Origin of the sequence: Alcaligenes ammonioxydans (assembly GCF_019343455.1) — a bacterium.
GTDB classification, from domain to species: Bacteria; Pseudomonadota; Gammaproteobacteria; order Burkholderiales; family Burkholderiaceae_B; genus Alcaligenes; species Alcaligenes ammonioxydans.
The window spans coordinates 2,775,526-2,798,259 of record NZ_CP049362.1; the positions used below are offsets into that span (position 1 = coordinate 2,775,526).

The following is a 22,734-nucleotide window of genomic DNA, read 5'->3' on the forward strand; positions in this document are numbered from 1 at the left end:
TCAATATTGCGCCTTCAGGGACAGCATTACGTTCTGAGGCGCGCCATACCAGCCCTGATTATAAAAACCGATCTGCGAGTAGTACTTCTTGTCAAACAGGTTGTTCACGTTCAAGGTGGCAGACATACGCTTGTTAAAGTCATAGCGGGCCATCACGTTGACGATGGCATAGCTGCCCTGCTCTACCTTGACCACGTTGCGCCCCGGCGCGGTCGCATCCTGGTACATGCGGTTTTGCCAATCGATGCCACCGCCCACTGTCAGTCCTTGCCAATCTCCCTGCATGCGGTACGTGGTAAAGAGCTTGAACAAGGTACGCGGCTTGTTTGTGTTAATAGGCTTGCCCTGTGCATCCTTGGCGGTAAACGTAGTCAGGCTGCTGGCCACGTTCCAACCGGGCATCACTTCACCGCCCAGTTCCAGCTCAATCCCCTCTACCTTGGCACCCGAGACCGGGCGATAAGCAGGGGTGTTGGGCGGCGCGCCCATCACCTGCTTGCCAGTAGCCTGAGCCAGGTTGTCCTGTCGCGTCTGAAAGACAGACACCGCAGCATTTAACCGTCCGTCCAGCCAGGCCGCTTTCAGCCCGAGTTCGTAACTTGTACCCGTGATCGGCGCAAGAATCTCACCTTGCTCATCGCGTGCATTTTGCGGTTTGAAAATCGCTGTATAGCTGGCGTAGGTCGTATAGCTGTCATCAAAGTCATAAGTCAGGCCAGCATAAGGAATCAATTCATTCCGATGACGATACTGACGTTTAGCACCAAAGTAGGTCTGGTCCGTTTCCCAATTGCTCAACCGCCCGCCCACCATCAAGCGCAGATTATCCCGCAGGCTCAGACGGGCCACGGCATAAGCTCCCGATTGTCGGTTATCCGTATCATCCGCCTGGGAAGGATTGGCGGACCAGACCGGCTCGGACACAAGCCCGGGCTGATAAAAGCTGCCCGCATCCGGCAACGGCGCCATGGCACGATACTGGGGAAAGGAGACTCGATCCCGAGATGTCGTCCACCCCACCGAAAACTCGTGCTCTTTGCCAAACAGCTCCACAGGCCCCGACAAAGCAGCATTGAAAGCCTGGCGACGCACTTCCCCCTTATAAAACGAATAGGAGTTGGACATCCCGAGACCCGTGTCCCGGTCCGGATAGCCCCCGCGGAAAATCTGTTTCATGGACGCATCCGTATGCGACTGGTTATAGCTCAGGCGCAGTTTCAAGTGATTGGCAAACTGGTGGCTGACATCCACAAAGCCAGTGAGTGTGTCGTTCTCGATACGTGACCAATCACTATTGTTGGAAACCGAGCGCTTGAAGTCCGTACGCGAGCCGTCGCTATAAAACAGCGGGAAACCGCTGCCAAAGCCATTATTGGCGCTGGACTGATAGGCCACCCCGCCGCTCAGCTCCATCCCCGGGATCAGGTCAGCCGTCATTACGCCATACAGCGTACGCGTCTGCGTATCCTGCCAATCCGTGTAGCTATTACCCTTGCCATAAGCGCCCACGAGACGCCCGCGCACACGACCATCCTGGCTAATCGGTGCAGAAACGTCTGCGTAGCCTCGTGCGAAATCCCAACTACCGGTCTGCACCCCGGCCGAGAACGCCAAGTCCCGTAAAGGCCGTTTGCGCACATAGTTGACCGCTGCAGAAGGGTTACCCGCGCCTGTCATCAAACCGGTAGCACCGCGCACCACCTCCACCCGGTCAAATACCACCAAATCCAGATTACTCTCTCCGAACGCCCAGGGAGACAGAACAGGCTGAGTCCAGCCGTCGAATTGGTAGTTATCTATGGCAAAGCCACGGGACGAGAACGAATAGCGGTTGGTGTCGCTGCGCGTCACCGAAACACCCGGCGCGCTTTGCAGCGCATCTGCCGTCGTTTGCATACCCCTATCATCCATCATCTGACGGCTGACCACGCTGACCGACTGTGGCGTTTCCCGAATGGACAGTGACAAACCAGTGGCCGTGCTCATGGCCTTGGCGGTGTAGGACCCGCTGGTTTCTGTCACACCCGGGTCCCGACTGCCTTGAATGGTAATCACGGATAACTCCACCGGTGAGGGTTCAGGCGCACTGCCTTGCGCCCAGACGGGGCTGGCGGCCGTCGCCAACCACAGGGCTGACCGGGAAAGGGACGTCAGTAGACGGACACGCAAGCAGGCAGAGCTGGAAAAAACAGCAGACATGAAGGTCAATCTCGGCATAGGTTTTAGATGCGAATAATTATCATCTACACATTTGGTAGTGATGTATTCACAAACGCAAAAACGCTATGCCAAACACCCGTCCTGGCTGTACTGGCGCCCAGCTCGCCACCGCCGCCGAATCGCATCGGCCAGCACATCTATCAAGCTTGGCTCAACTCGCTAGGCGATATGCCGTAGCGCTCGCGAAATGCCGTCGCAAAGTTGGTGGCATGGCGGTATCCGACAGAGTGCGCCGCCTGCTGCACGCTCCCCCCTTGCATCAGATATTCACGCGCCAGTTCCAACCTGCGTTCACGCAGCCAGCTAAAAACCGAGCATCCATAGACAGCCTGAAACTTCAAGCGCAAGGTGCTGGGGCTCATGCAGGCCAGCCGCGCCAGTTCAGCCAGAGTGTGATCCTCGCCGGGGGCCTGATAGAGACATTCTTTAACGCGTTCGAGCAATTGCCGATCACGGATCGAGACAGGGGAATTTTTTTCTGTGCTTCGAGCCAGTCCATCCAGCGCGTGGGCCAACACTTGCAGGCTGATCCCCTCCAGCAACAGGTGATGCAATGCTCCTTGCAAGGGGCTGTCGATCAATTGGTCGATAGCGGTCAGCAAGTGAGGGGGTACGGCCCAGGGTTGCAACCATATTTGCGTTGAAGCCATGACGCCAGTCAGGGCTTCGCCCAGCGGCGAATCAGCCAGACTGTCTGGGGTGCTCATGGTGATATTAAGGCCCCGCAGGCGCTGCCCGGCAGGGTGAATTCCTGTCACGTTCAAGGCATCAGCATGGGCAATTGTGGCTCCCCGTTGGGCCGTCATGCTAAGCGAACTCTGCTTGGCAAGCTGCGCGTGTGCCCGCCCCCGCACAATGACAATTGCTGAAAACTGCGGGGCGGCCAGTGAGGTCGCTGCGTATTGATGATGAGTGATGATGTCCGACAGCACCATCTTCATGCCTGGCCGAAGCTCATAGTCCTGCACCTTGCCCTGAGCAATGCACAGCTGCTCCATGTCCTGCTTCGGGCCGGTGTACTCCGGCAAGCAATAGCGGAAACCCATCGGACTACCGAGCCGGTTAAAGTCCGATACCGTAAATCTGATCATAGCAATCGAGAGGGGGAAATGCTCAAGCCAGACCCGCAGCTCCTTCTCTTTACCAGAGCAGGCCACGACGGCAAGGGGAAACGGCGTAATTGAGAATAACACACATTCTCAATTATATGGTGGCTTTATGTCTCCCTCGTGCCCGTCAACCGCGTTGGGCTTATCAAAAGGGACGGGAAAACAAAATGGGTTTACTCTTCCTGAAGCCCTGAGATGTAATAATAATCATTAGCAATTAATTTTCCCGTTTCACACCTTGATAATGACTTTCCTACCCCGCTTTCTGCTCAATGCCGTCACGCTCTGCTTGACCCTCACCCTTGCCGCTCATACTTACGCCCAGCAAAGCACCCGCCCCTGGGACGAGCCAGTAGGTCCTACCATCGTGGACCAGCAACAAAGCCTGTACCGCTTTGAGACGCTGTTCATGAACTCGCAGGACGGCCAGCGGCGCTACAAAATCCAGATCGGTACGCCAAACCGCCCTGCTCCTGCACGCGGTCATCCCGTGATTTACATGCTGGATGGCAATGCCGCCATGGCCAGTATCGAGGTGGACGACTTGAAAGCCATCAGTGCCCTATCTGCCCCGGTTCTGGTCGCCATTGGCTATGAGACCGATGCCCGCCACGATGTGCTTGCCCGTTCTTTTGACTACACGCCTCCCGTCACAGACAACGGCCCGAACAAAACGGTGGAAGTCCGGGGCCGTTTGGGTGGCGGCGCAGATGTTTTTCTGGACTATATCGAAACGCAGATCAAGCCGATGGTCGAAAACCGCGAACTGATTGACCGCTCGCGCCAGACGCTATGGGGCCACTCGTACGGCGGCTTGTTCACCTTGTACACCCTGTTCAACCGTCCCGATCGATACCATCGCTACGTCGCGGGGGATCCCTCCTTATGGTGGCACGATGGCATTCTGGTCAAGACTGCCCTGGCCTTTGATACGTCGCTGGCGAAGGACAAGCACATCGCCATCCTGGTTGGCGGGCAGCGCAGAAATACCTCCATGAGCAATGCCGCAGCACACTGGTCTACCCAGGATCTGGCCACGTATCTGCGGGATGCGGGGCTGAATGTCAGTTACGAAAACTTTAGCGAACTGAATCATAGGCAAATGCTGGCCGCCTCCTTGAAACCAGCGCTGAGAATGGCCGCACAATAATAATGCCCACCCAAAGCCTCCTCCTGAGCCGGTCAGCCCCTATTCCCAACGGCACTGGACGACGCCGCCTTGAGTAGAAAACAGCCCTAGTCCTCGTCGCGCAGCTGACGCAGCAGCACAGCGGGCTGACACCGAGGCCAAAGAAAAAAAGAAAGGCAAAGCAGACGACGTGAGCAACACCCTACCTTAGTCTGCAGACTCGCAAGTACCCGCTTGGCTACCCCTTCCTGCCCTACTCGTTGAGGCTTGCTTTTCCTAGAACAAAAAAAACCTGAGCCGGCACAGCACCAGACTCAGGCAAAACGGTTTCCGCTGTAAGCGGTCTATCAGAACGCGGCGCTGTAAATAGCGAAAGCGTCGTCTTCGGTCACGTCGCGGGGGTTGTTGCCCAGCAGACGGGTTTGTTTCATGGCTTCCTGGGCCATACGACGCAAGTCGCTTTCCTTGATACCCACGTCGCGCAGTTGGCGCTCGATGCCGGTATCAATGGCGATCTGTTCCATGAAGTGGATGAAGGCTTCGGTCTTGGAGGCCTCATCACCCTGGATGCCGGGAATCAGCACTTCAGCCAGCTCGGCATACAACGGGGCTGCAGCCGGAGCGTTAAAGCGCAGAACGTGCGGCAGAACCAGCGAGTTCGACAAGCCATGTGGCACGTGGAAAATACCGCCGATCGGGTAAGCCAATGCGTGTACGGCACCCACGGGGGCGTTCGCAAAAGCCTGACCAGCCAGCGTGGCGCCCAGCAGGATGTCCTGACGTGCAGCGGCATCCTGGCCGTTGCGACAAACGTGTACCAGCTTGCCGCCAATCAGACGCAGGGCTTGTTTGGCCAGGTTGTCCGAGAGCGGGTTTTTCAGGATACGGCTGGTGTAGGCCTCGATGGCGTGGACCATGGCGTCGATACCGGTCGCCGCCGTAATACGGGGAGGCAGACCTAATGTCAGTTCCGAGTCCAGAATGGCCAGGTCGGCGTACAGCTCGGGAGCGACCACACCGGATTTGGTGGTCTCGCCGGTGGTCACGATGGAAATAGGCGTCACTTCCGACCCTGTTCCCGCTGTGGTCGGAATCTGCACCAAGGGCAGGCGTGAGCCGCGCACCTTATCAATGCCATACATCTCTTGCAGGGGCTGGTCCGACGCCAGCAACACAGCCAGCAGCTTGGCCACGTCCATCGACGAGCCGCCCCCCAAACCAACCACGATTTCCGTCTTGGCCTGACGGGCGCGCTCGGTCGCCTGCAGGACAATATGCTCGGGCGGATCGGCAATCACATCATCAATCACTTGCACGGTCCAGCCGTTGGCTTTCAGATCAGCCAGTGCAGGGTCCAGCAGACCGCTTTCGTGCAGGAATCGGTCAGTCACCAGACAAACACGCTCTTGCGAGTAGCGCTTGCGCAGGATCTGGCCGAGCCGGGCAGCGGCTCCGCTTTCAACGTAAATAGCGGGGGTGGTTCTGAACTCGAATGCCGACATGGGCTTTCTCCTTATGGTATGGCGGGCTGCGGTACTTCGATACGGCCGCGGTCCATCCGGTAGGTGTAATCAATCACATTGCCGGCGTGCTGCAAGTCGGCACCCGACAACAAAGCACTGAAGCCTTCTTTGCTCAGCTCACCCACCACTTCCGCAATACGCTTGGACAGCGCAGGCGCGACGCCTTCAAAAGGCTCGTCCAGCAACAGCAGCTTGTCGGCAGTCATCAAGGCGCGCCCAATGGCAACCAGCTTTTGTTGCCCTCCGGACAACTGCAAGGCACGGCGCGGGCCAAATACCTTCAATTCCGGGATGATGCGCCAGACACGGTCCAGACGCGCTTCGATATCCTGAGATTTCAGTGCCCAGGCGGGCAGGCGGATGTTCTCTTCCACGCTCAGCTCTGGGATCAATTTGCGATCCTCGGGGGCAAAACCCATGCCCAGGCTGGTGCGACGGTAAGCGGGCATCTTGGCCAGCTCCTGCCCATCGAACTGAATCGAGCCGTTTTCCACGGCCAGCAAGCCCATTACCGTACGCATCAGCGTGGTTTTACCTGCCCCATTACGGCCGGCCAGACCCACGATCTGGCCTTGGCGCACTTGCAGGTTTACCTGGCGCAAGATGCTGGTCGGGCCAATACATACATCCAGATTCTTGACATCAAGCAGCATGATCGGCCTCCTGTTTATTGCGTCCCACCGGCTCGCCGATGATGTATTCACGAACCTGCTCATGGGCCAGCACTTCGTCTGGAGTGCCGTTGGCCAAAATGGTGCCGTCGTAGAAAGCCAGCACGCGATCACTGTAGCGACGCACGATTTCCATATCGTGCTCCACAAACAGAACCGTCACGCCCGCATCACGGACCACTTTCATGACGCGGTCCATCACTTCAAATTTCTCGTCACTGGCAACGCCACTGGTGGGCTCGTCCAGCAAGAGCACTTTAGGCTGGGCCACCATGGCCAGCGCAATGTCCAGCAACTTGCGAATCCCTTCGGGCAAGGTGCCTGCCTGGGACTGGGAGAAAGCGCTCAGGCCGAAACGCTCCAGAATTGCACTGGCTTCGGACAAGGACTGTTTGGCCACGCCCAGGGCAATTTCCACGTTTTCCAGGGCGTTCAGCGAGGTAAACAGCTGCGGAATCTGGAAAGAACGGGCGATACCCATGCGGGTCACTTCCCGTGGTGGCAAACCCGTAATCTCGCGACCGGCAAAAAAGATATTGCCCGAGTCCGGCTTCATGTAGCCGGTCAACATGTTCACGAAGGTGGTTTTACCTGCGCCATTGGTGCCAATCAGGCCCGTAATGGTTTGCGCATGGATATCAACGGTCATATCGCGTGCAGCGTGGACAGCGCCAAACTGCTTGCACAAACCTTTAGCGGAAATCAAGGGTGACTGACTCATGAGCGGGCCCCTGTCGGTGAAGAAGAATCGTTGGAGGTAGCAGCCGCATTGCGACGGTTCAAAATACTGATCAGGCCACCGGGCAAAAACACAATCAGGGCCAACATGCTGACACCCATGACAATCTGCCAGGTGTTAGGGGCATATTGGTAGGCCAGTGTGCGGATCAGTTCCAGGCTCAAGGCACCCAGGAAAGGCGCGTAAGCATTACGAGTACCGCCCAGCACAGCAATGAAGATGAACTCGCCCGAGGTGGTCCAGAACGCCAGTTCAGGGTCTACGTGACCGATGCTCAGCGAGGACAGGGCACCGCCCAGACCGGCCAGCGCGGCAGCCAGCACGTAGCTCAGGTGAATATTGCGGTAGGCCGAAGCCCCCAGGTATTCAACGCGGATTTCATTGTCCTTGATCGCTGGGCCGAGACGACCGGCGCGGCTGCGCAAGAAGCCTTGCATGGCCCACAGCACCACACCGACCAGCACCACGGTCAGGACAAACACACCCGGACGCGACAACGTATCGGCGAACGTTCCCCACAGAAAAGAGGGAGCATGAACATTAAAACCGTCACTGCCGCCCAGGCTGGGGTTACGCACCAGCAGGCCGTACATAATCATGGACAGCGCCAGACTGAGCATGGCAAAGAAAATATCGCGGTAGCGAGCCAGCAGAAAACCCAGCACCCAGGCAAGCAACGCGGCACAAGCGGCGGCAAAAGGCAGCAGGATGACGGTTTCGCGCCAGTCCAGATAGTTCATGGCCATGCCGACGCCATAGGCGCCAATGCAGTAGTACAGACCCTGACCGAAAGAGGCCAGGCCCGAGCGCAGCAACAGCACCACGCCCAGGGCAACCAACCCCTTGGCCAGCGCCACTGTAATCAGAAACTGCCAGGATGGCAGGCCAAAGCCCACAATAAGGGCAGCCACCGTAATGGTCAGGGCAATCATGCCCTGCTTAAGCGTAATGTTGGTCTTGTTCATATCTTTCGGGCCTCGGCAGCAGCAAACAGTCCTTTAGGACGGACGGCCAGCACCAAGGCCATTACCGCGTAGATGGAGAAAAGTTCGATTTCGGGCCAGTAGTGAACAGCAAAAGAGCGCACCAGGCCAACAATCACTGCGCCAAGCGCAGCGCCGGGCAAGGAGCCCAGACCGCCAATCACGACCACGGCGAAAGCCATCACAATGACCTCCACCCCCATGCCGGGCGCCACAGAAATTGTGGGGGCCGTCAGCGCGCCACCCAGCGCAGCCAGTGTGGCACCGGCAATAAAGGTCAGCAGGAAGTAGCGTTGCACATTGATGCCCATGGCCTGACTGACTTCACGGTCATGAATCACGGCCAGCAAGATGCGGCCCTGACGCGAATACTTCAGGAACAAGGTCAGGCACAAGCCAGCCAGAATGGCCGCCACGACAATCACAAAGCTGTAGGTGGGGTAGAACAGATCACCGAATTCGACGTTACCCAGCAAACCGTAAGGCTCGGCGATCACGTAAGGATCGACACCCCAGACCAGTTTGACGGTATCTTCCAGGATCAGGAATACCGCATAGGTAATCAGCAAAGAGACAACCGGCTCTTCCTGGTAGAAAAAGCGCAGCAGGCCGTATTCAATGACAAGACCCAGCACCAGACCGGCAATGACCGCGGCCAGGATCAGCATCAGATAGCTGCCGTACGGGCTGTGATCGGTAGAGAGCCACTGCGTCACCATGGTGACAGCGGTGTAAGCGCCAATGGTATAGAGGCTGCCGTGGGCCATGTTCAGGATCTTCATCACACCATAGATCAGCGTGAGTCCGACCGCGACCAGAAACAGCCAGGCGGCGTACATGATGCCATCTATTAAGGCAGCAGAAAGAAGAGACATAGTCGGTTTCTGTGGAAATGGAATAAAAAATGCCACCACGCCGCAGCGTGGGTGTGCCTCCCCCAAACGGGGGAGCTTTTACCTGGGGAACAGCCCGGCGGTAAACATGCGCCCTGGCTACGCCTTCGGCTTGCTTCCCCCCGAGGGGGCCTTTACCCTGGGAGCGTCCCCGTGGTAAAGACCGGACATACAAAACAAGGTCTTGCAGGCCCTCAGGTTCAGAGCAGCGTCCTTGTCAGGACGCCTGTCCGTATCAGTGCTTCAAGCCGCCCTTGATCCAGTCGATGGATTTCACGCCTTCGGGCGGTGTCACTTCTTCAGGTTTGAAGTGACGCAGATCGGTGTAGCTGATCACGCCCTTGTCGTTTTTCACCACGCCCAAGGTCGTACCTTGAACAGCCTGGTGGCCTTTGCCCAAGGACATGCTGACATCACCCGATGGGCTCTCGAAGGTCAGATGCTCGAAAGCACTGATCACTTGTTCGGTGGACGGTGTTTTACCGTCGTTGGCAGCCTGGGCTTTTTCATAAGCGGCTTTCAAACCCAGCAACGTCTGTGTCATCTTGTAGGAAGGGTAGCTGGGGTCCGCATTGAACTGCTCGCGGTAGCTGGCACGCAACCACCGGTTCAATTCATTGTCAGGGGCAAACGCAGCGTGTGGACCGCGAGCGCCAATGATGGTGCCTGTGGGGATCTGGTTGTTGGCTCGGTGCGTTGCTGTTTCGCCAGCAGTCAGCACGGTCAGGGTGTTGCGGAACAAACCACGTGGCAGAGCCTGCACCACAAAGCCTTCCAGATCGCCACCCCAGAAGCTGGAGTGAATCACTTCTGGACGGGCCGCCATCAAGGAAGAGATCTCGGCATTGTACTGGCCCGCGCCCAGTTTGGGCATTTGCGAGGTCTTGGCTTCTACGCCGGGCTTGAGCGCTTGCAATGTGCCTTCAAAGTCGTGCCAAGCATCCTGACCCCAGGCGTAGTTCTGGTTGATACCGGCGTAGCTCTTGAGTTCGGGGTTGCGCTCCAGCACAAAGCGGGCAGCGGCCACGTTGTCCATCGTGGCGTGGGCCACCGGACGGAACACGTATTTGTAGCTGGCATCTTCAAACAGACGCGGTGTGCCGCAGTCGAAAATCAGGGTCAGTTTTTTCAGTTCTTCAGCAACGGGGGCCACGGCCAGACAATCGCCCGAAGAGATGTAGCCGACCACGATGTCCACGTTTTGTTGCTGAACCAGGTTGCGGTATTCGCTGACCTGCTTAGCAGTACCACCGTTCTCGTCAATGAAAACCAGTTCAATCGGTGCACCGCCCAGACCCTTGGTGTTGTAAGGGGCGGGGACCTTGCCTTCGTTCAACTGGGCAGCCGTCAGTTCAGCGGCATTCTTGGCAGGCACGCCAAAAGGACCGGAGGCCGCGCCGGACAAGAAGGTGACCACACCAATCTTGATGGGTTTGACCTCTTCTGCCAGGGCAGTCGTGCCGGACAAAAGGCCAGCCGTGGCCAACGTCAGGGCCAGGGTCAGTTTGCGTGGGGTTGCAGACAGGATAGACATAACGTCTCCTTATTTAGCTTATTGTGGGGTTCTGCTGATGGGGCGCTCTGCGCTATCGGCAAAGCGGCCCCCTTCGCTGCGCGGGGCGCGGGTATGTATCAACTTACAGCTGCTGGCACATGTATTTGATTTCCAGGTACTCGTCGATCCCATAACGGGAGCCTTCACGACCCAGACCGGATTGCTTGACGCCGCCAAACGGGGCGACTTCGTTGGAAATCAAACCGGTATTGACGCCGACCATGCCGTATTCCAGCGCTTCGCCCATGCGCCAGGCACGGGCGTTGTCACGCGTGAACAAATAGGCAGCCAGACCATACTCGGTGTCATTGGCCATCGCGATGGCTTCGGCTTCATCTTTGAAGCGGAACAAAGGTGCCACAGGGCCAAACAATTCTTCACGGGCCACGCGCATGGCGGGTGTCGCCTCACCCAGCACGGTGGGTGCAAAGTAGGTACCGCCCAAAGGATGGGGCTGGCCGCCTTGCAAAACGCGGGCCCCCTTCTGAACGGCATCATCAATCAGTTCGCGCAGGCGATTGACGGCCTTTTGCTCGATCAGCGGACCTTGCTCTACGCCTTTGTCCATACCGTTGCCCACTTTCAGGGCAGCCACACGTTCGCCCAGGGCTTTGGCAAAGCGGTCATAAATACCGTCCTGCACCAAAAAGCGGTTGGCGCACACACATGTCTGACCGCTGTTGCGGTACTTGGACGCCATCGCGCCTTCAACGGCCGCATCCAGATCCGCATCGTCAAATACGATGAAGGGCGCATTGCCACCCAGTTCCAGCGACAAGCGCTTGATGGTGGGAGCACACTGTGCCATCAGCAAGCGACCCACCTCGGTGGAACCGGTAAAGGACAGCTTGCGCACGATAGGGCTTTCCGTCAGGGCGGCACCCACCACGCGGGACTGGCCAGTTACCAGCTGGAACACACCCGCGGGAATACCCACGCGCTCGGCCAGGACGGCCAGCGCCAGGGCGGTCAGGGGAGTCAGGTCGGCAGGACGAACAATAATGCTGCAACCAGCCGCTAAAGCGGGTGCAACCTTGCGGGTAATCATGGCCGCCGGGAAGTTCCAGGGGGTGATGGCCGCGCATACGCCCACGGGCTGCTTGACCACCACAATGCGTTTGTCCGCCTGGGGGTGGCCGACCACGTCGCCATACACGCGCTTGGCCTCTTCGCTGAACCATTCCACAAAGGAAGCCGCGTACAGCACTTCGCCACGAGCCTCGGCCCAGGGCTTGCCCTGTTCCATGGTCATGATGGTGGCCAGGTCATCCGCATTGGCCACCAGCGCATCGAACCAGGCGCGCAACAGCTTGGCGCGCTCGTGCCCGCTGCGTGCCTTCCACTCGCGCTGGGCCACTTCAGCATCGCTGATGACCGCTTCAATCTCTTTCGTGGCCAGGCTGGCGACATTGGCCAGGCACTCACCCGTGGCCGGATTCAGAACGGCAAACGTGTTGCCATCCCCCGCGCTGACCCAACCCTGAGCGGTCCAGGACTGATCTTTGGCCAGGCTGGGGTCCTTCAGTTTGCTAATCAATGATGCCGCGATATTGTTCATTATGCTGAACCTGTTTCTCTTATAGTGAACTTGGTAGAATTATAGGAGCCGAAAAAACGCGTCGTCAACGAATCGGCTTACGGGTTTACCCGTATAAGATCAGTCGCCGTATTTTTTGTTTTAGGGCGTTTGAGGGCACAATGGAGCGCTGGCATCAAAGCGGCAAATCTGGCCTAATGCAGGACCTGTACGTCTGGTCCGGCCGGCTCGATTATGGGATGCTGCACCTTGTACGGACGGTCCCTTACCCCTGTTTCCAGAGTTCAGCACCCGTGCATCCGGGCTCACTGGACTTCCTGTGTGTTGTTATGGAGTTAGTCGTAGTGGAAGAGAAGAAACTGGTTCCGGCTGTAGTACGCGCAGTCACCGTACTGGACGAATTGGCGGCCTCACCGGAGCCCCTGTCATTTACGGACCTGGTCAAACGTCTGGGTATGCCCAAAAGTTCCCTGTATGGTCTGTGCACCACGCTACTGGATCTGCACCTGATCCGTAAGCTGGAAAATGGCAGTTTCACCTTGGGCACACACGTCATGGGCTGGGCCAATGCGTTCCTGTCCCAGCTGGATCTGACACAGGAATTTTTTGCCGCCTGGGACGACATGCGCGTCCTGCCGGAAGAGACGATTACCCTGTCCATTCTGGATGGTGAAGATGTGGTCTACATTGCCTGTCGAAACGGGACCCGGCCGCTGGGTTTCACCTTCCGCGCCGGCATGCGCCTGCCGGCGGTCTACACCGCCACCGGTAAAGCCATGCTCAGCACGTTGCCAGCGCCGGAACTGGACCAGGCCCTGAATCATCCCTGGCCCGACCCTTTGACGGCGCACGGCCCGCGCAACAAGGAAGAATTGATGGTGGAGCTCAGCGACGTGCAGCGCCTGGGCTATTCGGTGGATGCCTGTGGCGTACGGGATGGCATGCACTGTTTTGGAGCCGCGGTGTTCGACTCCAATAACCGTGCTGCCGTGGCCGGGGTCGCGGTCAGTTTGCTCACCCAGGAAGCGGACGAGGCAGCCCAGCGCCGTGCAGGGGAAGCCATGCGTAAACTGGCCAATCGCCTCTCGGAGCGTCTGGGCGCATCGCGCAAAGCATAAGCGCATCCAGATCTGTACGACGCGCTGCAAAAAGGGGCCGCTTCTGCCGCCCCTTTTTGTTTGAATCATGATCGGCAACTGTCCCCGCTCGGACTGCCTTCTATTATTTCCCAGCCATCGGTCCGCAAACGGTAAACTGTCGCTAAATCCTTTATTTTGCAGTTCTTTTTGATGTCTCCCATCGTGCCACATACCTCTTTCAGTACCCTTCCCCTTCTGCCCGCCTTGCTTGAAACCCTCGACAGTCTGGGTTTTGAAAACATGACGGCGATTCAGGAGCAAAGCCTGCCGCTGATTCTGCAAGGCCGTGACCTGATCGCCCAAGCCAAGACCGGCAGCGGCAAAACGGCCGCCTTTGGCCTGGGTCTGTTGCAAACCCTCAACCCCAGCAAACTGACACCACAAGCCTTGGTGATCTGCCCCACGCGCGAACTGGCCGATCAGGTCACCACCGAGTTGCGCCGTCTGGCTCGCCAGATTCCTAACGTGCGCATGCTGACCTTGTGTGGGGGCGTGCCCTCGCGCCCGCAGACAGAAGCCTTGCGCAATGGCGCTCACGTGGTAGTGGGAACACCAGGCCGGATCCAGGATCATCTGGAGCGAGGCAATCTGGACTTGTCGGCCCTGAAAACACTGGTTCTGGACGAAGCCGACCGCATGGTGGACATGGGTTTTCATGATGATATTGTGGCGATTGCTTCGCACTGCCCTCCCCGCCGTCAGACACTGCTGTTTTCGGCCACCTACCCCGAGAACATCCGTAAGCTCAGCGCCCGCTTTTTGCATAAACCTGCAGAAGTCAAGGTGGAGGCGCTGCACGATGCCAGTCAGATCGAGCAGATCTTTTATGAAGTCCACCCCGAGCAACGCCTGTCTGCCGTGGTGACCTTGCTGGAGCACTTCCGCCCCGCCTCTACCCTGATTTTCTGCAACACCAAAGTGCGGTGTCAGGAAGTAGTGGAAGAGCTGCAATCCGAAGGCATCCAGGCCCTGGCGCTGACCGGCGATCTGGAGCAGCGTGACCGCGACGAAATTCTGGTGCAGTTCTCCAACCAGAGCTGCGCTGTACTGGTAGCCACCGACGTGGCCTCGCGCGGTCTGGATATTCAGAATCTAGGCGCTGTCATCAACGTGGACGTTACCAAAGACAGCGAAGTGCATATCCACCGTGTGGGCCGTGTGGGTCGTGGTGATCAGAAAGGCCTGGCCCTGAATCTGGTCTCGCGCAGCGAACAGCGCTGGGTGAAGTTGATCGAGGAGTTTCAGGGCAGCGAAGTCAAATGGAGCAACCTGAAAGGCTTGCGCCCTCAGTCCAAAGAGCCGTTACGCGCGCCCATGATGACGCTGGAAATTCAGGGCGGCAAAAAAGACAAGTTGCGCCCCGGCGACCTGCTCGGTGCCTTGACCCGCGATGTGGGGCTGAAAGGTGAGCAAGTCGGCAAGATTGCGATTACCGATGCCCGTTCCTACGTGGCGCTGGATCGCCGGATTGCCCGACAATACTTTGATCGGATCGCCGAAACGAATATCAAGGGCCGCCGCTTCCGCATGCGCTTTGTGGAAGATAAGTAAGTCGTCCCCACTCAGCGATCCCGCCACACTGAGGCAGCCCCCGAATGGGGGCTGTTTTCATGCCCAAAGCCATGCTGGGAAGGCTGCGACGCCCCGCCACAGCCAGACAGAAACTCGGCCCCTCAAGGCCTTTCACAGACAGGCGATCTTGCTGGGTGCCTGTTTCAAATGACTGGCTGCTGACGGCCCCGAACCATGCCAGCGTGCCAGCTCCCGTATGCGTTCTATCAGGCTGACAGCCGCCTCGCTCATGCAGCCTGTCTCACGAGGGTAAGCCATAAAAAGTTCACACCGCGGCCCGCCACCAATCAAGGGGCGTGACACCACGTTCTTGGGCATGAAGTATTCCGCGTACGTGGGCAACAAGGTATAACCCAGCCCGGCCGCCACCAGATTAATGCTCATCAAGGGGTTGGCCGAGTTGTAGGTATGCTCGGGCACCACTTTATGGTGAGCCAGGTAGCGGGCCAGCACATCATGCATGGACCGACCGTAAGAGCGGTCAACGGCGATCATGGGCAGACGATTCAAGCGGGCGGGAGGTATCAGGCTGTAGGCTTCCAGGCGGTGCCCTTTGGGCAAATAGACCCGCAAGGGCTCATCCAGAACGACCTCGCTACAGACATTGGTGGCGCGCACCGGCCCGCGCATAAAACCCAGATCCAGCTCTCCCCGGGCCAGGGCTCCTTCCTGCTCATTGGAGGTCAGGCTGCGCAACACCACATCCACTTGTGGAAAGGCGGCCCGAAAGGCAGGCAGAACAGAGGGGAAGATACGCACCTCTGCAGCAGGCACAAAGCCTATCGTCAGCACTTCCCGAGCCTGTGAAGCCACCCTGCCCGCACGTACCAGAGCCTGCTCCACTTTATGCAAGATCTCGCGCGCATCCTCCAGGAAAACCACCCCGGCTTCCGTCAACTCAACTTTGCGCCGCGTACGGTTCAGCAAGGGGTAACCGATCTCCTCTTCCAGATTGCGGATCTGCTCACTCAAAGAGGGCTGAGAAGTGTAGAGCCGTTCCGCAGCACGGGTGAAATTCAACTCTTCCGCGACGGCAACGAAATAACGCAAGTGTCGCAATTCCAAGTTTGTCTCCTGTCAAATTGATCACGCCTGCCCGGCTCAAACCCGAACAGGGTCTGGTCCGGCCAGCAGTTCTCCCACCGGGCCAGCCCGTCTTGCAAGCCCTATTGTCGCTGCTCTACGGCCTTCAAAATCAGCCCCCAGGTTGAATGCTGCATCGCAGCATTCATGCCTATCGTAAACCCTAACCCCTATCAAACCCGCATCAATACTGGACTTCGCCCTTAGACCCTACCCAAACCAGGGTCTTAAGCCGGACTTATCGGCTTTGCCGATCACCCGATCTAAAGCAAGTATTGGTCGGATTCATTTCAAGCTTCTACATTTTGCCCTTGGCGACAAAAACCTGTTTTGCAAAAGCACGCATTGCAATAGCGAGGAGCAAGCGATGGGAATCAACCCTGAAAAAATCGAAGCCTTGGTCGATGCGCGTAATGGACGCGTTACCCCTTCCATTTACACCGACCCGGATATTTATGAGCTGGAGCTGGAACGCATCTTTGGCCGTACCTGGCTGTTTTTGTGTCATACCAGCCAGATTCCCAAAGCGGGAGATTTCTTCAATACCTATATGGGTGAAGACCCGATTATCGTGGTCCGTCAAAAAGACGGCTCGATCAAGGCCTTCCTGAACCAATGCCGACACCGCTCGATGCGCGTGTCCTATGCCGACTCGGGCAATACCAAAGCCTTTACCTGTCCCTACCACGGCTGGAGCTATGGCACCAACGGCGATCTGGTGGATGTACCGCTGGAGCCGCGCGCCTATCCGCAAGGCTTGTGCAAGGAAAAGTGGGGTCTGCAGGAAGTGACCCGCGTCAAAGTATACAAAGGCCTGGTCTTTGGCAATTGGGACGCCACCGCTCCCGATCTGGAAGAGTACATGGGCGACATTGCCTGGTACCTGGACGGAGTGCTGGACCGGCGCGAAGGCGGTACCGAAATCATCGGTGGTGTTCAGAAATGGACCATCGAGTGCAACTGGAAGTTCCCCGCTGAACAGTTCGCATCCGACCAGTATCACGCCTTGTTCTCGCACGCTTCTGCCGTGCAAGTGCTGGGCCAGAAACCGGGTGACGAGGATAAAGCGCTGGGTGCCGGCCAAACCGCACGCCCGGTGTGGGAAACCGCCAAGGACGCCGTTCAATATGGCCAACGCGGCCATGGCAGTGGCTTTTTCTTTACCGAGCAGCCCGATGCCAACGTATGGGTGGACGGTGAAGTGTCGCAGTACTTTCGCGACACTTATGCCGAAGCCCACGAGCGCCTGGGCGAGGTGCGTGCCCTGCGTCTGGCCGGTCACAACAATATGTTCCCCACCCTGAGCTGGCTGAACGGCACGGCGACGCTGCGCGTCTGGCATCCACGTGGCCCGAACCAGGTGGAAGTCTGGGCATTTTGCATTGCCGATGCCGCTGCACCCGACGATGTGAAGGCCGCCTTTGAGCGCAGCGCCACCCGCGCCTTTGGCCCCGCCGGTTTCCTGGAGCAGGACGACTCCGAGAACTGGGCTGAAATTCAGAAAATCCTGCGCGGCAAGCGCGCACGCAACACCCAGCTGTGCATGGAAATGGGCCTGGGCAACGAAGGTCTGCGCAGCGATGGCGTGCCGGGCGTCACCAACTACATCTTCTCTGAAACAGCCGCTCGCGGTCTGTACAAGTACTGGGCCGACCTGATGGTGTCCGAGACCTGGGATGAAGTGCTGGAGCGCAGCCGTGTCTATGAAGAGGAGCTGGTGAAATGAGCGCCGTCATTGAAGAACCGACCCAAACCGCCATCGTCGACATGCACGTGCATCACGAAATTGCCGACTTCCTTTACATGGAAGCCGAACTGCTGGACGACTGGCAATTTCGCGACTGGCTGGATCTGCTGTCCGAGGACGTGCATTACCACATGCGCAGCACCACCAATGCGCAAACCCGTGACCGCCGTCGCAGCGTACAGCCGCCCACCACCTGGATTTTCAACGACAACAAATTCCAGCTGGAACGCCGCGTCGCTCGTCTGGAAACCGGGATGGCCTGGGCGGAGGAGCCGCCCTCGCGCACCCGCCACTTTGTCAGCAATCTGCGTATCCGGCCCACCGCTGACGGGCAGGGTTACCAGATCCGCAGCAACTACATCCTGTACCGCGCCCAGAAAGAAAAGGACGAAACCTGGTACGCCGGCAAGCGCCTGGATTATGTACGTCGCGCAGACAACCGCTTTGGCTGGGAACTGTATGAACGCGAGATCGTTCTGGATCAAGTCGTCATCACATCCCACAACCTGAGCGTGCTGTTCTGACCCCGCTCACCTTCCGATGTTGATTGATATGACACGCATTACCGCATGTGAAACCGGTGCCCTGGCCGATGGCGAGGCACTGAAGATAGACACCCCCGACCGCCAGATTGCCTTGTTCAATATTAATGGCACCTTCTATGCGACGGATGACCGTTGCACACACGGCAACGCGTCCATGTCCGAAGGCTATATCGAGGACGACGGCACCGTGGAGTGCCCGCTGCACGCTGCCCGTTTCTGTCTGAAAACGGGCGCTGCCCTGTGCCAGCCGGCCACCGAAGCATTACGCACTTATCCGGTGATCATCAGCGAAGGCATGGTTTATATCGATCTGGAGGCCCAGGCATGAACGGCTGGCTGCAAAACGAGGTGGCCCTGATCACCGGCGGCGGCTCCGGCCTGGGTCTGGCATTGGTAGAGCGCTTTCTGAAAGAAGGCGCATCCGTGGCCGTGCTGGAGCGCTCGGCAGAAAAATGCGCCGATCTGGAACAGAAATTCGGCGGCAAGGTGCTGGCCGTCCAGGGTGATGTGTGCAGCGCAGCCGACAACCAGAACGCCGTGAAGGCCACGGTGGCCCGCTTTGGCAAGCTGGACTGCTTTATTGGCAATGCTGCGGTCTGGGACCACGGCGCACGGCTGATCAACACCAGTATGGAGCAACTGGACAAAGGCTTTGACGAGCTCTTTGCCATCAACGTCAAAGGCTACCTGCTCGGTGCCAAGGCCGCTGCCGACGAACTGGTCAAATCCTGCGGCAGCATGATTTTCACCTTGAGCAATTCGGCTTTTTACGCCGAAGGCGGTGGCCCGCTTTATACCGCCAGCAAACATGCCGCGGTCGGTCTGATCCGCGAACTGGCTTTTGAACTGGCCCCTAAAGTTCGTGTGAATGGCGTAGGCCCTTGCGGTATGAAAACCGATCTGCGTGGCCCCCAAGCCTTGGGCCAGCAAGATACCCGCATCATGGACTCGCGCTCGCCCGAGGCCATCAAAGCGATCCTGCCCCTGCAATTCTTTCCTGAACCTGAAGAATTTACCGGCCCCTTTGTGCTACTGGCCTCGCGCCAGAACAACCAGACACTGACCGGCGTCATGATCAATGCCGACGCAGGTCTGGGAGTACGCGGCATACGCAATGTGGCCGGTGGACTGGAGCTGTGATGCAGACACCTCATATTGTAATTGTGGGCGGGGGACAGGCCGGTGCCACGGCTGCTGCTGAACTGCGCCGCCGAGAATTTGCCGGACAGATCACCCTGGTCGGTGAGGAACCTCACTTACCTTACGAGCGCCCACCCCTGTCAAAAGACGCCTTGCTGGAGCCGGACAATGTGCAGCTGAACCTGCATCCGGCCAGCTTTTACAGCGAACAGAACATCAGCCTGAAATTGGGTATCCGTGCCGAAGCGATTGACGCTCAGCAAGGCTGCATCACCCTGTCCAACGGCGAAACCCTGCGATACGACAGCCTCTTGCTGGCGACTGGGGCACAAGCCCGACGCCTGCCCGAACTGGACGCGTTGGGGTCGGTGTCGCATGTTCTGCGCACCCTGGACGATGCCCACCGCATTCGCGCTCAGCTCAAACCTGGCAGCCATGTGCTGGTGGTCGGTGCCGGTGTCATTGGCCTGGAACTGGCATCCAGCCTGGTCGCTTTGGGTGCCACGGTGGAACTGATCGATCCGGCCAGCCGCATCATGTCGCGCAACGCGCCCGAAGTCCTCAGTCAGTATCTACAGTCCGTGCATGAGGCTCGCGGCGTGCGCTTTCACCTCGGTGCCCACGTCCACAACGCCCGACTGAACGATCAGCAGCGCGTGGTACTGACGCTGGACAATGGCGAACAACTGCAAGGTGAGCTGCTGATTTATGGCGTGGGCGTGAGCATTGACACCCGTCTGGCCGACAGTGCGCGATTGCACACCGAGCAGGGTGCAATCGTGATTGACGAGCATGGTCGAAGCTCTCAGCCCAATATCTATGCGGCGGGCGACACTACGGTGCAAATCGGTCTGGATGGCCGCTGGCAAAGACAGGAGACCTGGGAAAACGCCAATCGGCAGGCCAGCATGGCCGTTTGCCACATGCTGAACCAGGAACCCGCCAAGTCCTGCCCTGCCTGGTTCTGGACCGATCAGTGCGACCTGAACATTCAGTTTGCCGGAGACATGGCCGCTGCCCACTGGGTGTTGCGCGGCACACTGGACATGCCCCCCTTTGTCCTGATTGGCCTGGACCCGGAAGGTGCCATCTGCGGCGCCATCACCGTCAACCAAGGCCGCGACATGCGCCCGCTCAAAGAGCTGATCGAACACCGCGCCGTCCTCCCATTGGAGGTCTGGAACAACACTGCCCAGAACCTGCGCCATCTGGCCAAACAAATCACGCAGACCACACGCAGCCAAGCCACCAATGTCGCCTTGACGGACGAGGCGGCTGCCCCTGCACACCCATAATCAGAATCAGGAGACTGACATGCTGGCACACCTGGAGTGTCTTTCACACACGCCTTTGCTGGGTCATCACGATCCGGCCCAAGCCGTCCTAGACGAAGTGTTTGCGGTACAAAAAGCGGCCCGCGAACGGGTCGCTGCCTTCAAGCCTGATCTGATCGTGTTGTTCACCCCTGATCATTTCAACGGCTTTTTCTACAACGTCATGCCCAGCTTTTGCATCGGCACCGGCGCGCATGCGATTGGCGACTTTGACAGCATGGCCGGACGCCTGGACGTGCCCTTCGAGCTGGCCACGGAATGTGCCACCCATGTCATCCATAGCGGCGTGGACGTAGCCATTTCACACGATATGCAGTTGGATCATGGTGCCGCCTACCCGCTGGAACATCTGGTGGGCAGTCTGGACCATTACCCGGTCATTCCCGTTTTCATTAACGCGGTGGCAGCCCCCTTGCCCACCTTCAAACGTGCCCGTTTGCTGGGCGAGGCCATCGGCCAATGGGCCCGCTCCACGGGCAAGCGTGTGCTGTGGATCGGTTCGGGCGGCTTGTCGCATCAACCTCCCGTCCCCGTCTACGCCGAAGCCCCCGATGCCGTGCGACGCTCGCTGGATGGCGAAGGCTACACGCTCTCGCCCGAAGCCCGTGCCGCCCGCACACAACGCACGATCGATGCTGGCAGAGCCTTCACCCGGGACCCTTCTGTTCTGCATCCGCTCAACCCCGAATGGGACCAGAACTTTCTGGATCTGCTGCAAACGCAAAGCTATGCCCAGCTCGATGAGGTCGCCAACGACGACGTGTCCGCCCTGGCAGGCCGCAGCGCCCACGAAGTCAAGACCTGGGTGGCTGCTTTCGCGGGTCTGTCGGCCTATGGCCCCTATGAAGCGGCGCACCGCTATTACCGAGAAATTCCCGAGTGGATTGCCGGCTTTGGCGGCTTGTCCGCCCATCCGCGCAAGAACTGAAATCCACCACCCAAAAATACCAGGAGATTGTCATGAGTCTGAATGAATCTGATTACAGCCGTTTCGCGACCGTGGTCGAGGAAGGCAAGGAACTGCGCATCCATTACAACGATCTGGGTCAGGGCGAACAGACGGTTGTCATGCTGCACGGCTCGGGCCCCGGTGCTACCGGCTGGGCCAACTTCAATCGCAATATTGAGCCGCTGACCCAGGCTGGCTACCGCGTTTTGCTGATCGACTGTCCTGGTTGGGGCAAGAGCGATTCCATCGTCAACAGCGGCTCGCGCTCCGACCTGAACGCCCGTGTGGTGAAAAGTATTATTGACCAGCTGGGCATAGACAAAATTCACATGCTGGGCAATTCCATGGGCGGCCATAGCTCGGTGGCCTTTGCCCTGACCTGGCCCGAGCGCGTGGCCAAGCTGGTACTGATGGGCGGCGGCACAGGTGGCATGAGCCTGTTTACCCCCATGCCCAGCGAGGGCATCAAGCTGCTGAACGGTCTGTACCGCGAACCCACGCTGGAGAACCTGAAGCGCTTTAACAATGTGTTCGTATTCGACGCCAGCGTGCTGACCGACGAGCTGCTGCAGGCCCGTCTGAACAATATGCTCAGCCGCAAGGACCACCTGGACAACTTCCTGAAGTCCCTGGAAGCCAATCCCCGCCAGTTCCCCGACTTCAGCCCTCGTCTACCCAGCATCACCGCCCCTACCCTGATCATCTGGGGCCGTCAGGACCGGGTTGTACCTTTCGATACCGGCCTGCGTCTGCTGGCAGGCATTCCCAACTCCGAGCTGCACGTCTACAACCAGTGCGGTCACTGGGCGCAGTGGGAGCATGCCGAGAAATTCAACCAGCTGGTTCTGGATTTCCTGGAGCGTTGA

General features: G+C 58.4%; 20 protein-coding genes. 10 read left to right on the top strand and 10 right to left on the bottom strand.

Translation table 11 applies throughout. The features are described from left to right. Both fauA and FE795_RS12770 read right to left on the bottom strand, forming a co-directional pair. The gene (gene fauA, locus FE795_RS12765) at positions 1-2,199 is read right to left on the bottom strand and encodes a TonB-dependent alcaligin siderophore receptor FauA (protein WP_219235001.1); all 2,199 of its coding nucleotides are present in this window, start codon (positions 2,197-2,199) and stop codon (positions 1-3) included. Positions 2,200-2,360: 161 nt separating this feature from the next. After that, the gene (locus FE795_RS12770; protein WP_219235005.1) at positions 2,361-3,311 is read right to left on the bottom strand and encodes a helix-turn-helix transcriptional regulator; all 951 of its coding nucleotides are present in this window, start codon (positions 3,309-3,311) and stop codon (positions 2,361-2,363) included. Positions 3,312-3,573: 262 nt separating this feature from the next. Between FE795_RS12770 and FE795_RS12775 the strand changes: the two genes are divergently transcribed. Beyond that, on the top strand, positions 3,574-4,479 hold the full coding sequence (locus tag FE795_RS12775; RefSeq protein ID WP_219235007.1) for an alpha/beta hydrolase: 906 nt from the start codon (positions 3,574-3,576) through the stop codon (positions 4,477-4,479). A gap of 326 nt (positions 4,480-4,805) precedes the next feature. On the opposite strand, the gene FE795_RS12780 is transcribed toward FE795_RS12775, so the two are convergent. The 7 genes from FE795_RS12780 to FE795_RS12810 all read right to left on the bottom strand — a co-directional run bounded on the left by FE795_RS12780 (position 4,806) and on the right by FE795_RS12810 (position 12,380). Then, positions 4,806-5,960, bottom strand: coding sequence for an iron-containing alcohol dehydrogenase (locus tag FE795_RS12780; RefSeq protein ID WP_219235009.1), 1,155 nt, complete (start codon positions 5,958-5,960; stop codon positions 4,806-4,808). Between the two features lie 11 nt (positions 5,961-5,971). Continuing rightward, positions 5,972-6,634, bottom strand: coding sequence for an ATP-binding cassette domain-containing protein (locus tag FE795_RS12785; protein ID WP_219235011.1), 663 nt, complete (start codon positions 6,632-6,634; stop codon positions 5,972-5,974). Then, positions 6,624-7,373 (bottom strand): ABC transporter ATP-binding protein, encoded by a 750-nt coding sequence (locus FE795_RS12790; RefSeq protein ID WP_003803282.1) that lies wholly within the window; start codon positions 7,371-7,373, stop codon positions 6,624-6,626. The genes FE795_RS12785 and FE795_RS12790 overlap by 11 nt, the downstream gene beginning before the upstream one ends. Then, a complete protein-coding gene (locus FE795_RS12795) occupies positions 7,370-8,356 on the bottom strand; it encodes a branched-chain amino acid ABC transporter permease (protein ID WP_003803280.1) in 987 nt (328 codons plus the stop codon). The genes FE795_RS12790 and FE795_RS12795 overlap by 4 nt, the downstream gene beginning before the upstream one ends. Beyond that, positions 8,353-9,249 carry a branched-chain amino acid ABC transporter permease gene (locus tag FE795_RS12800; RefSeq protein ID WP_039943692.1) on the bottom strand — a complete coding sequence of 299 codons (897 nt, stop codon included), beginning with the start codon at positions 9,247-9,249 and terminating at the stop codon, positions 8,353-8,355. Before FE795_RS12800 ends, FE795_RS12795 begins: the two co-directional genes overlap by 4 nt. 253 nt (positions 9,250-9,502) lie before the next feature. Then, positions 9,503-10,801, bottom strand: coding sequence for an ABC transporter substrate-binding protein (locus FE795_RS12805; RefSeq protein WP_131070808.1), 1,299 nt, complete (start codon positions 10,799-10,801; stop codon positions 9,503-9,505). 103 nt (positions 10,802-10,904) lie between these two features. Then, positions 10,905-12,380, bottom strand: coding sequence for an NAD-dependent succinate-semialdehyde dehydrogenase (locus FE795_RS12810; protein ID WP_219235013.1), 1,476 nt, complete (start codon positions 12,378-12,380; stop codon positions 10,905-10,907). 308 nt (positions 12,381-12,688) lie between these two features. Between FE795_RS12810 and FE795_RS12815 the strand changes: the two genes are divergently transcribed. Both FE795_RS12815 and dbpA read left to right on the top strand, forming a co-directional pair. Continuing rightward, on the top strand, positions 12,689-13,477 hold the full coding sequence (locus FE795_RS12815; protein WP_230406188.1) for an IclR family transcriptional regulator: 789 nt from the start codon (positions 12,689-12,691) through the stop codon (positions 13,475-13,477). Positions 13,478-13,648: 171 nt separating this feature from the next. Further along, positions 13,649-15,049 carry an ATP-dependent RNA helicase DbpA gene (gene dbpA / locus FE795_RS12820; protein WP_275694136.1) on the top strand — a complete coding sequence of 467 codons (1,401 nt, stop codon included), beginning with the start codon at positions 13,649-13,651 and terminating at the stop codon, positions 15,047-15,049. Positions 15,050-15,181: 132 nt separating this feature from the next. Here the strand turns inward: dbpA and FE795_RS12825 are convergent, their stop codons facing one another. Then, on the bottom strand, positions 15,182-16,135 hold the full coding sequence (locus FE795_RS12825; protein WP_003803266.1) for a LysR substrate-binding domain-containing protein: 954 nt from the start codon (positions 16,133-16,135) through the stop codon (positions 15,182-15,184). 385 nt (positions 16,136-16,520) lie between these two features. Between FE795_RS12825 and hcaE the strand changes: the two genes are divergently transcribed. Genes hcaE through FE795_RS12860 form a run of 7 tightly spaced genes read left to right on the top strand, consistent with a single transcriptional unit; the run spans position 16,521 to position 22,734 of the window. Then, the gene (gene hcaE, locus FE795_RS12830; RefSeq protein ID WP_003803265.1) at positions 16,521-17,879 is read left to right on the top strand and encodes a 3-phenylpropionate/cinnamic acid dioxygenase subunit alpha; all 1,359 of its coding nucleotides are present in this window, start codon (positions 16,521-16,523) and stop codon (positions 17,877-17,879) included. After that, entirely contained in the window at positions 17,876-18,424 is a 549-nt protein-coding gene (hcaF, locus tag FE795_RS12835) for a 3-phenylpropionate/cinnamic acid dioxygenase subunit beta (RefSeq protein WP_003803263.1), read from the top strand. The genes hcaE and hcaF overlap by 4 nt, the downstream gene beginning before the upstream one ends. 28 nt (positions 18,425-18,452) lie before the next feature. After that, positions 18,453-18,773: a 3-phenylpropionate/cinnamic acid dioxygenase ferredoxin subunit gene (gene hcaC / locus FE795_RS12840; RefSeq protein ID WP_003803262.1), complete on the top strand. Its 321-nt coding sequence runs from the start codon at positions 18,453-18,455 to the stop codon at positions 18,771-18,773. Continuing rightward, the gene (hcaB, locus tag FE795_RS12845; protein ID WP_003803259.1) at positions 18,770-19,585 is read left to right on the top strand and encodes a 3-phenylpropionate-dihydrodiol/cinnamic acid-dihydrodiol dehydrogenase; all 816 of its coding nucleotides are present in this window, start codon (positions 18,770-18,772) and stop codon (positions 19,583-19,585) included. The genes hcaC and hcaB overlap by 4 nt, the downstream gene beginning before the upstream one ends. After that, positions 19,585-20,880, top strand: a complete 1,296-nt coding sequence (gene hcaD / locus FE795_RS12850) for a 3-phenylpropionate/cinnamic acid dioxygenase ferredoxin--NAD(+) reductase subunit (RefSeq protein ID WP_219235015.1) — start codon at positions 19,585-19,587, stop codon at positions 20,878-20,880. Before hcaB ends, hcaD begins: the two co-directional genes overlap by 1 nt. 19 nt (positions 20,881-20,899) lie before the next feature. Next, on the top strand, positions 20,900-21,847 hold the full coding sequence (locus FE795_RS12855) for a 3-carboxyethylcatechol 2,3-dioxygenase (RefSeq protein ID WP_219235017.1): 948 nt from the start codon (positions 20,900-20,902) through the stop codon (positions 21,845-21,847). A 32-nt stretch (positions 21,848-21,879) separates the two neighbouring features. Then, on the top strand, positions 21,880-22,734 hold the full coding sequence (locus tag FE795_RS12860; protein ID WP_003803253.1) for an alpha/beta fold hydrolase: 855 nt from the start codon (positions 21,880-21,882) through the stop codon (positions 22,732-22,734).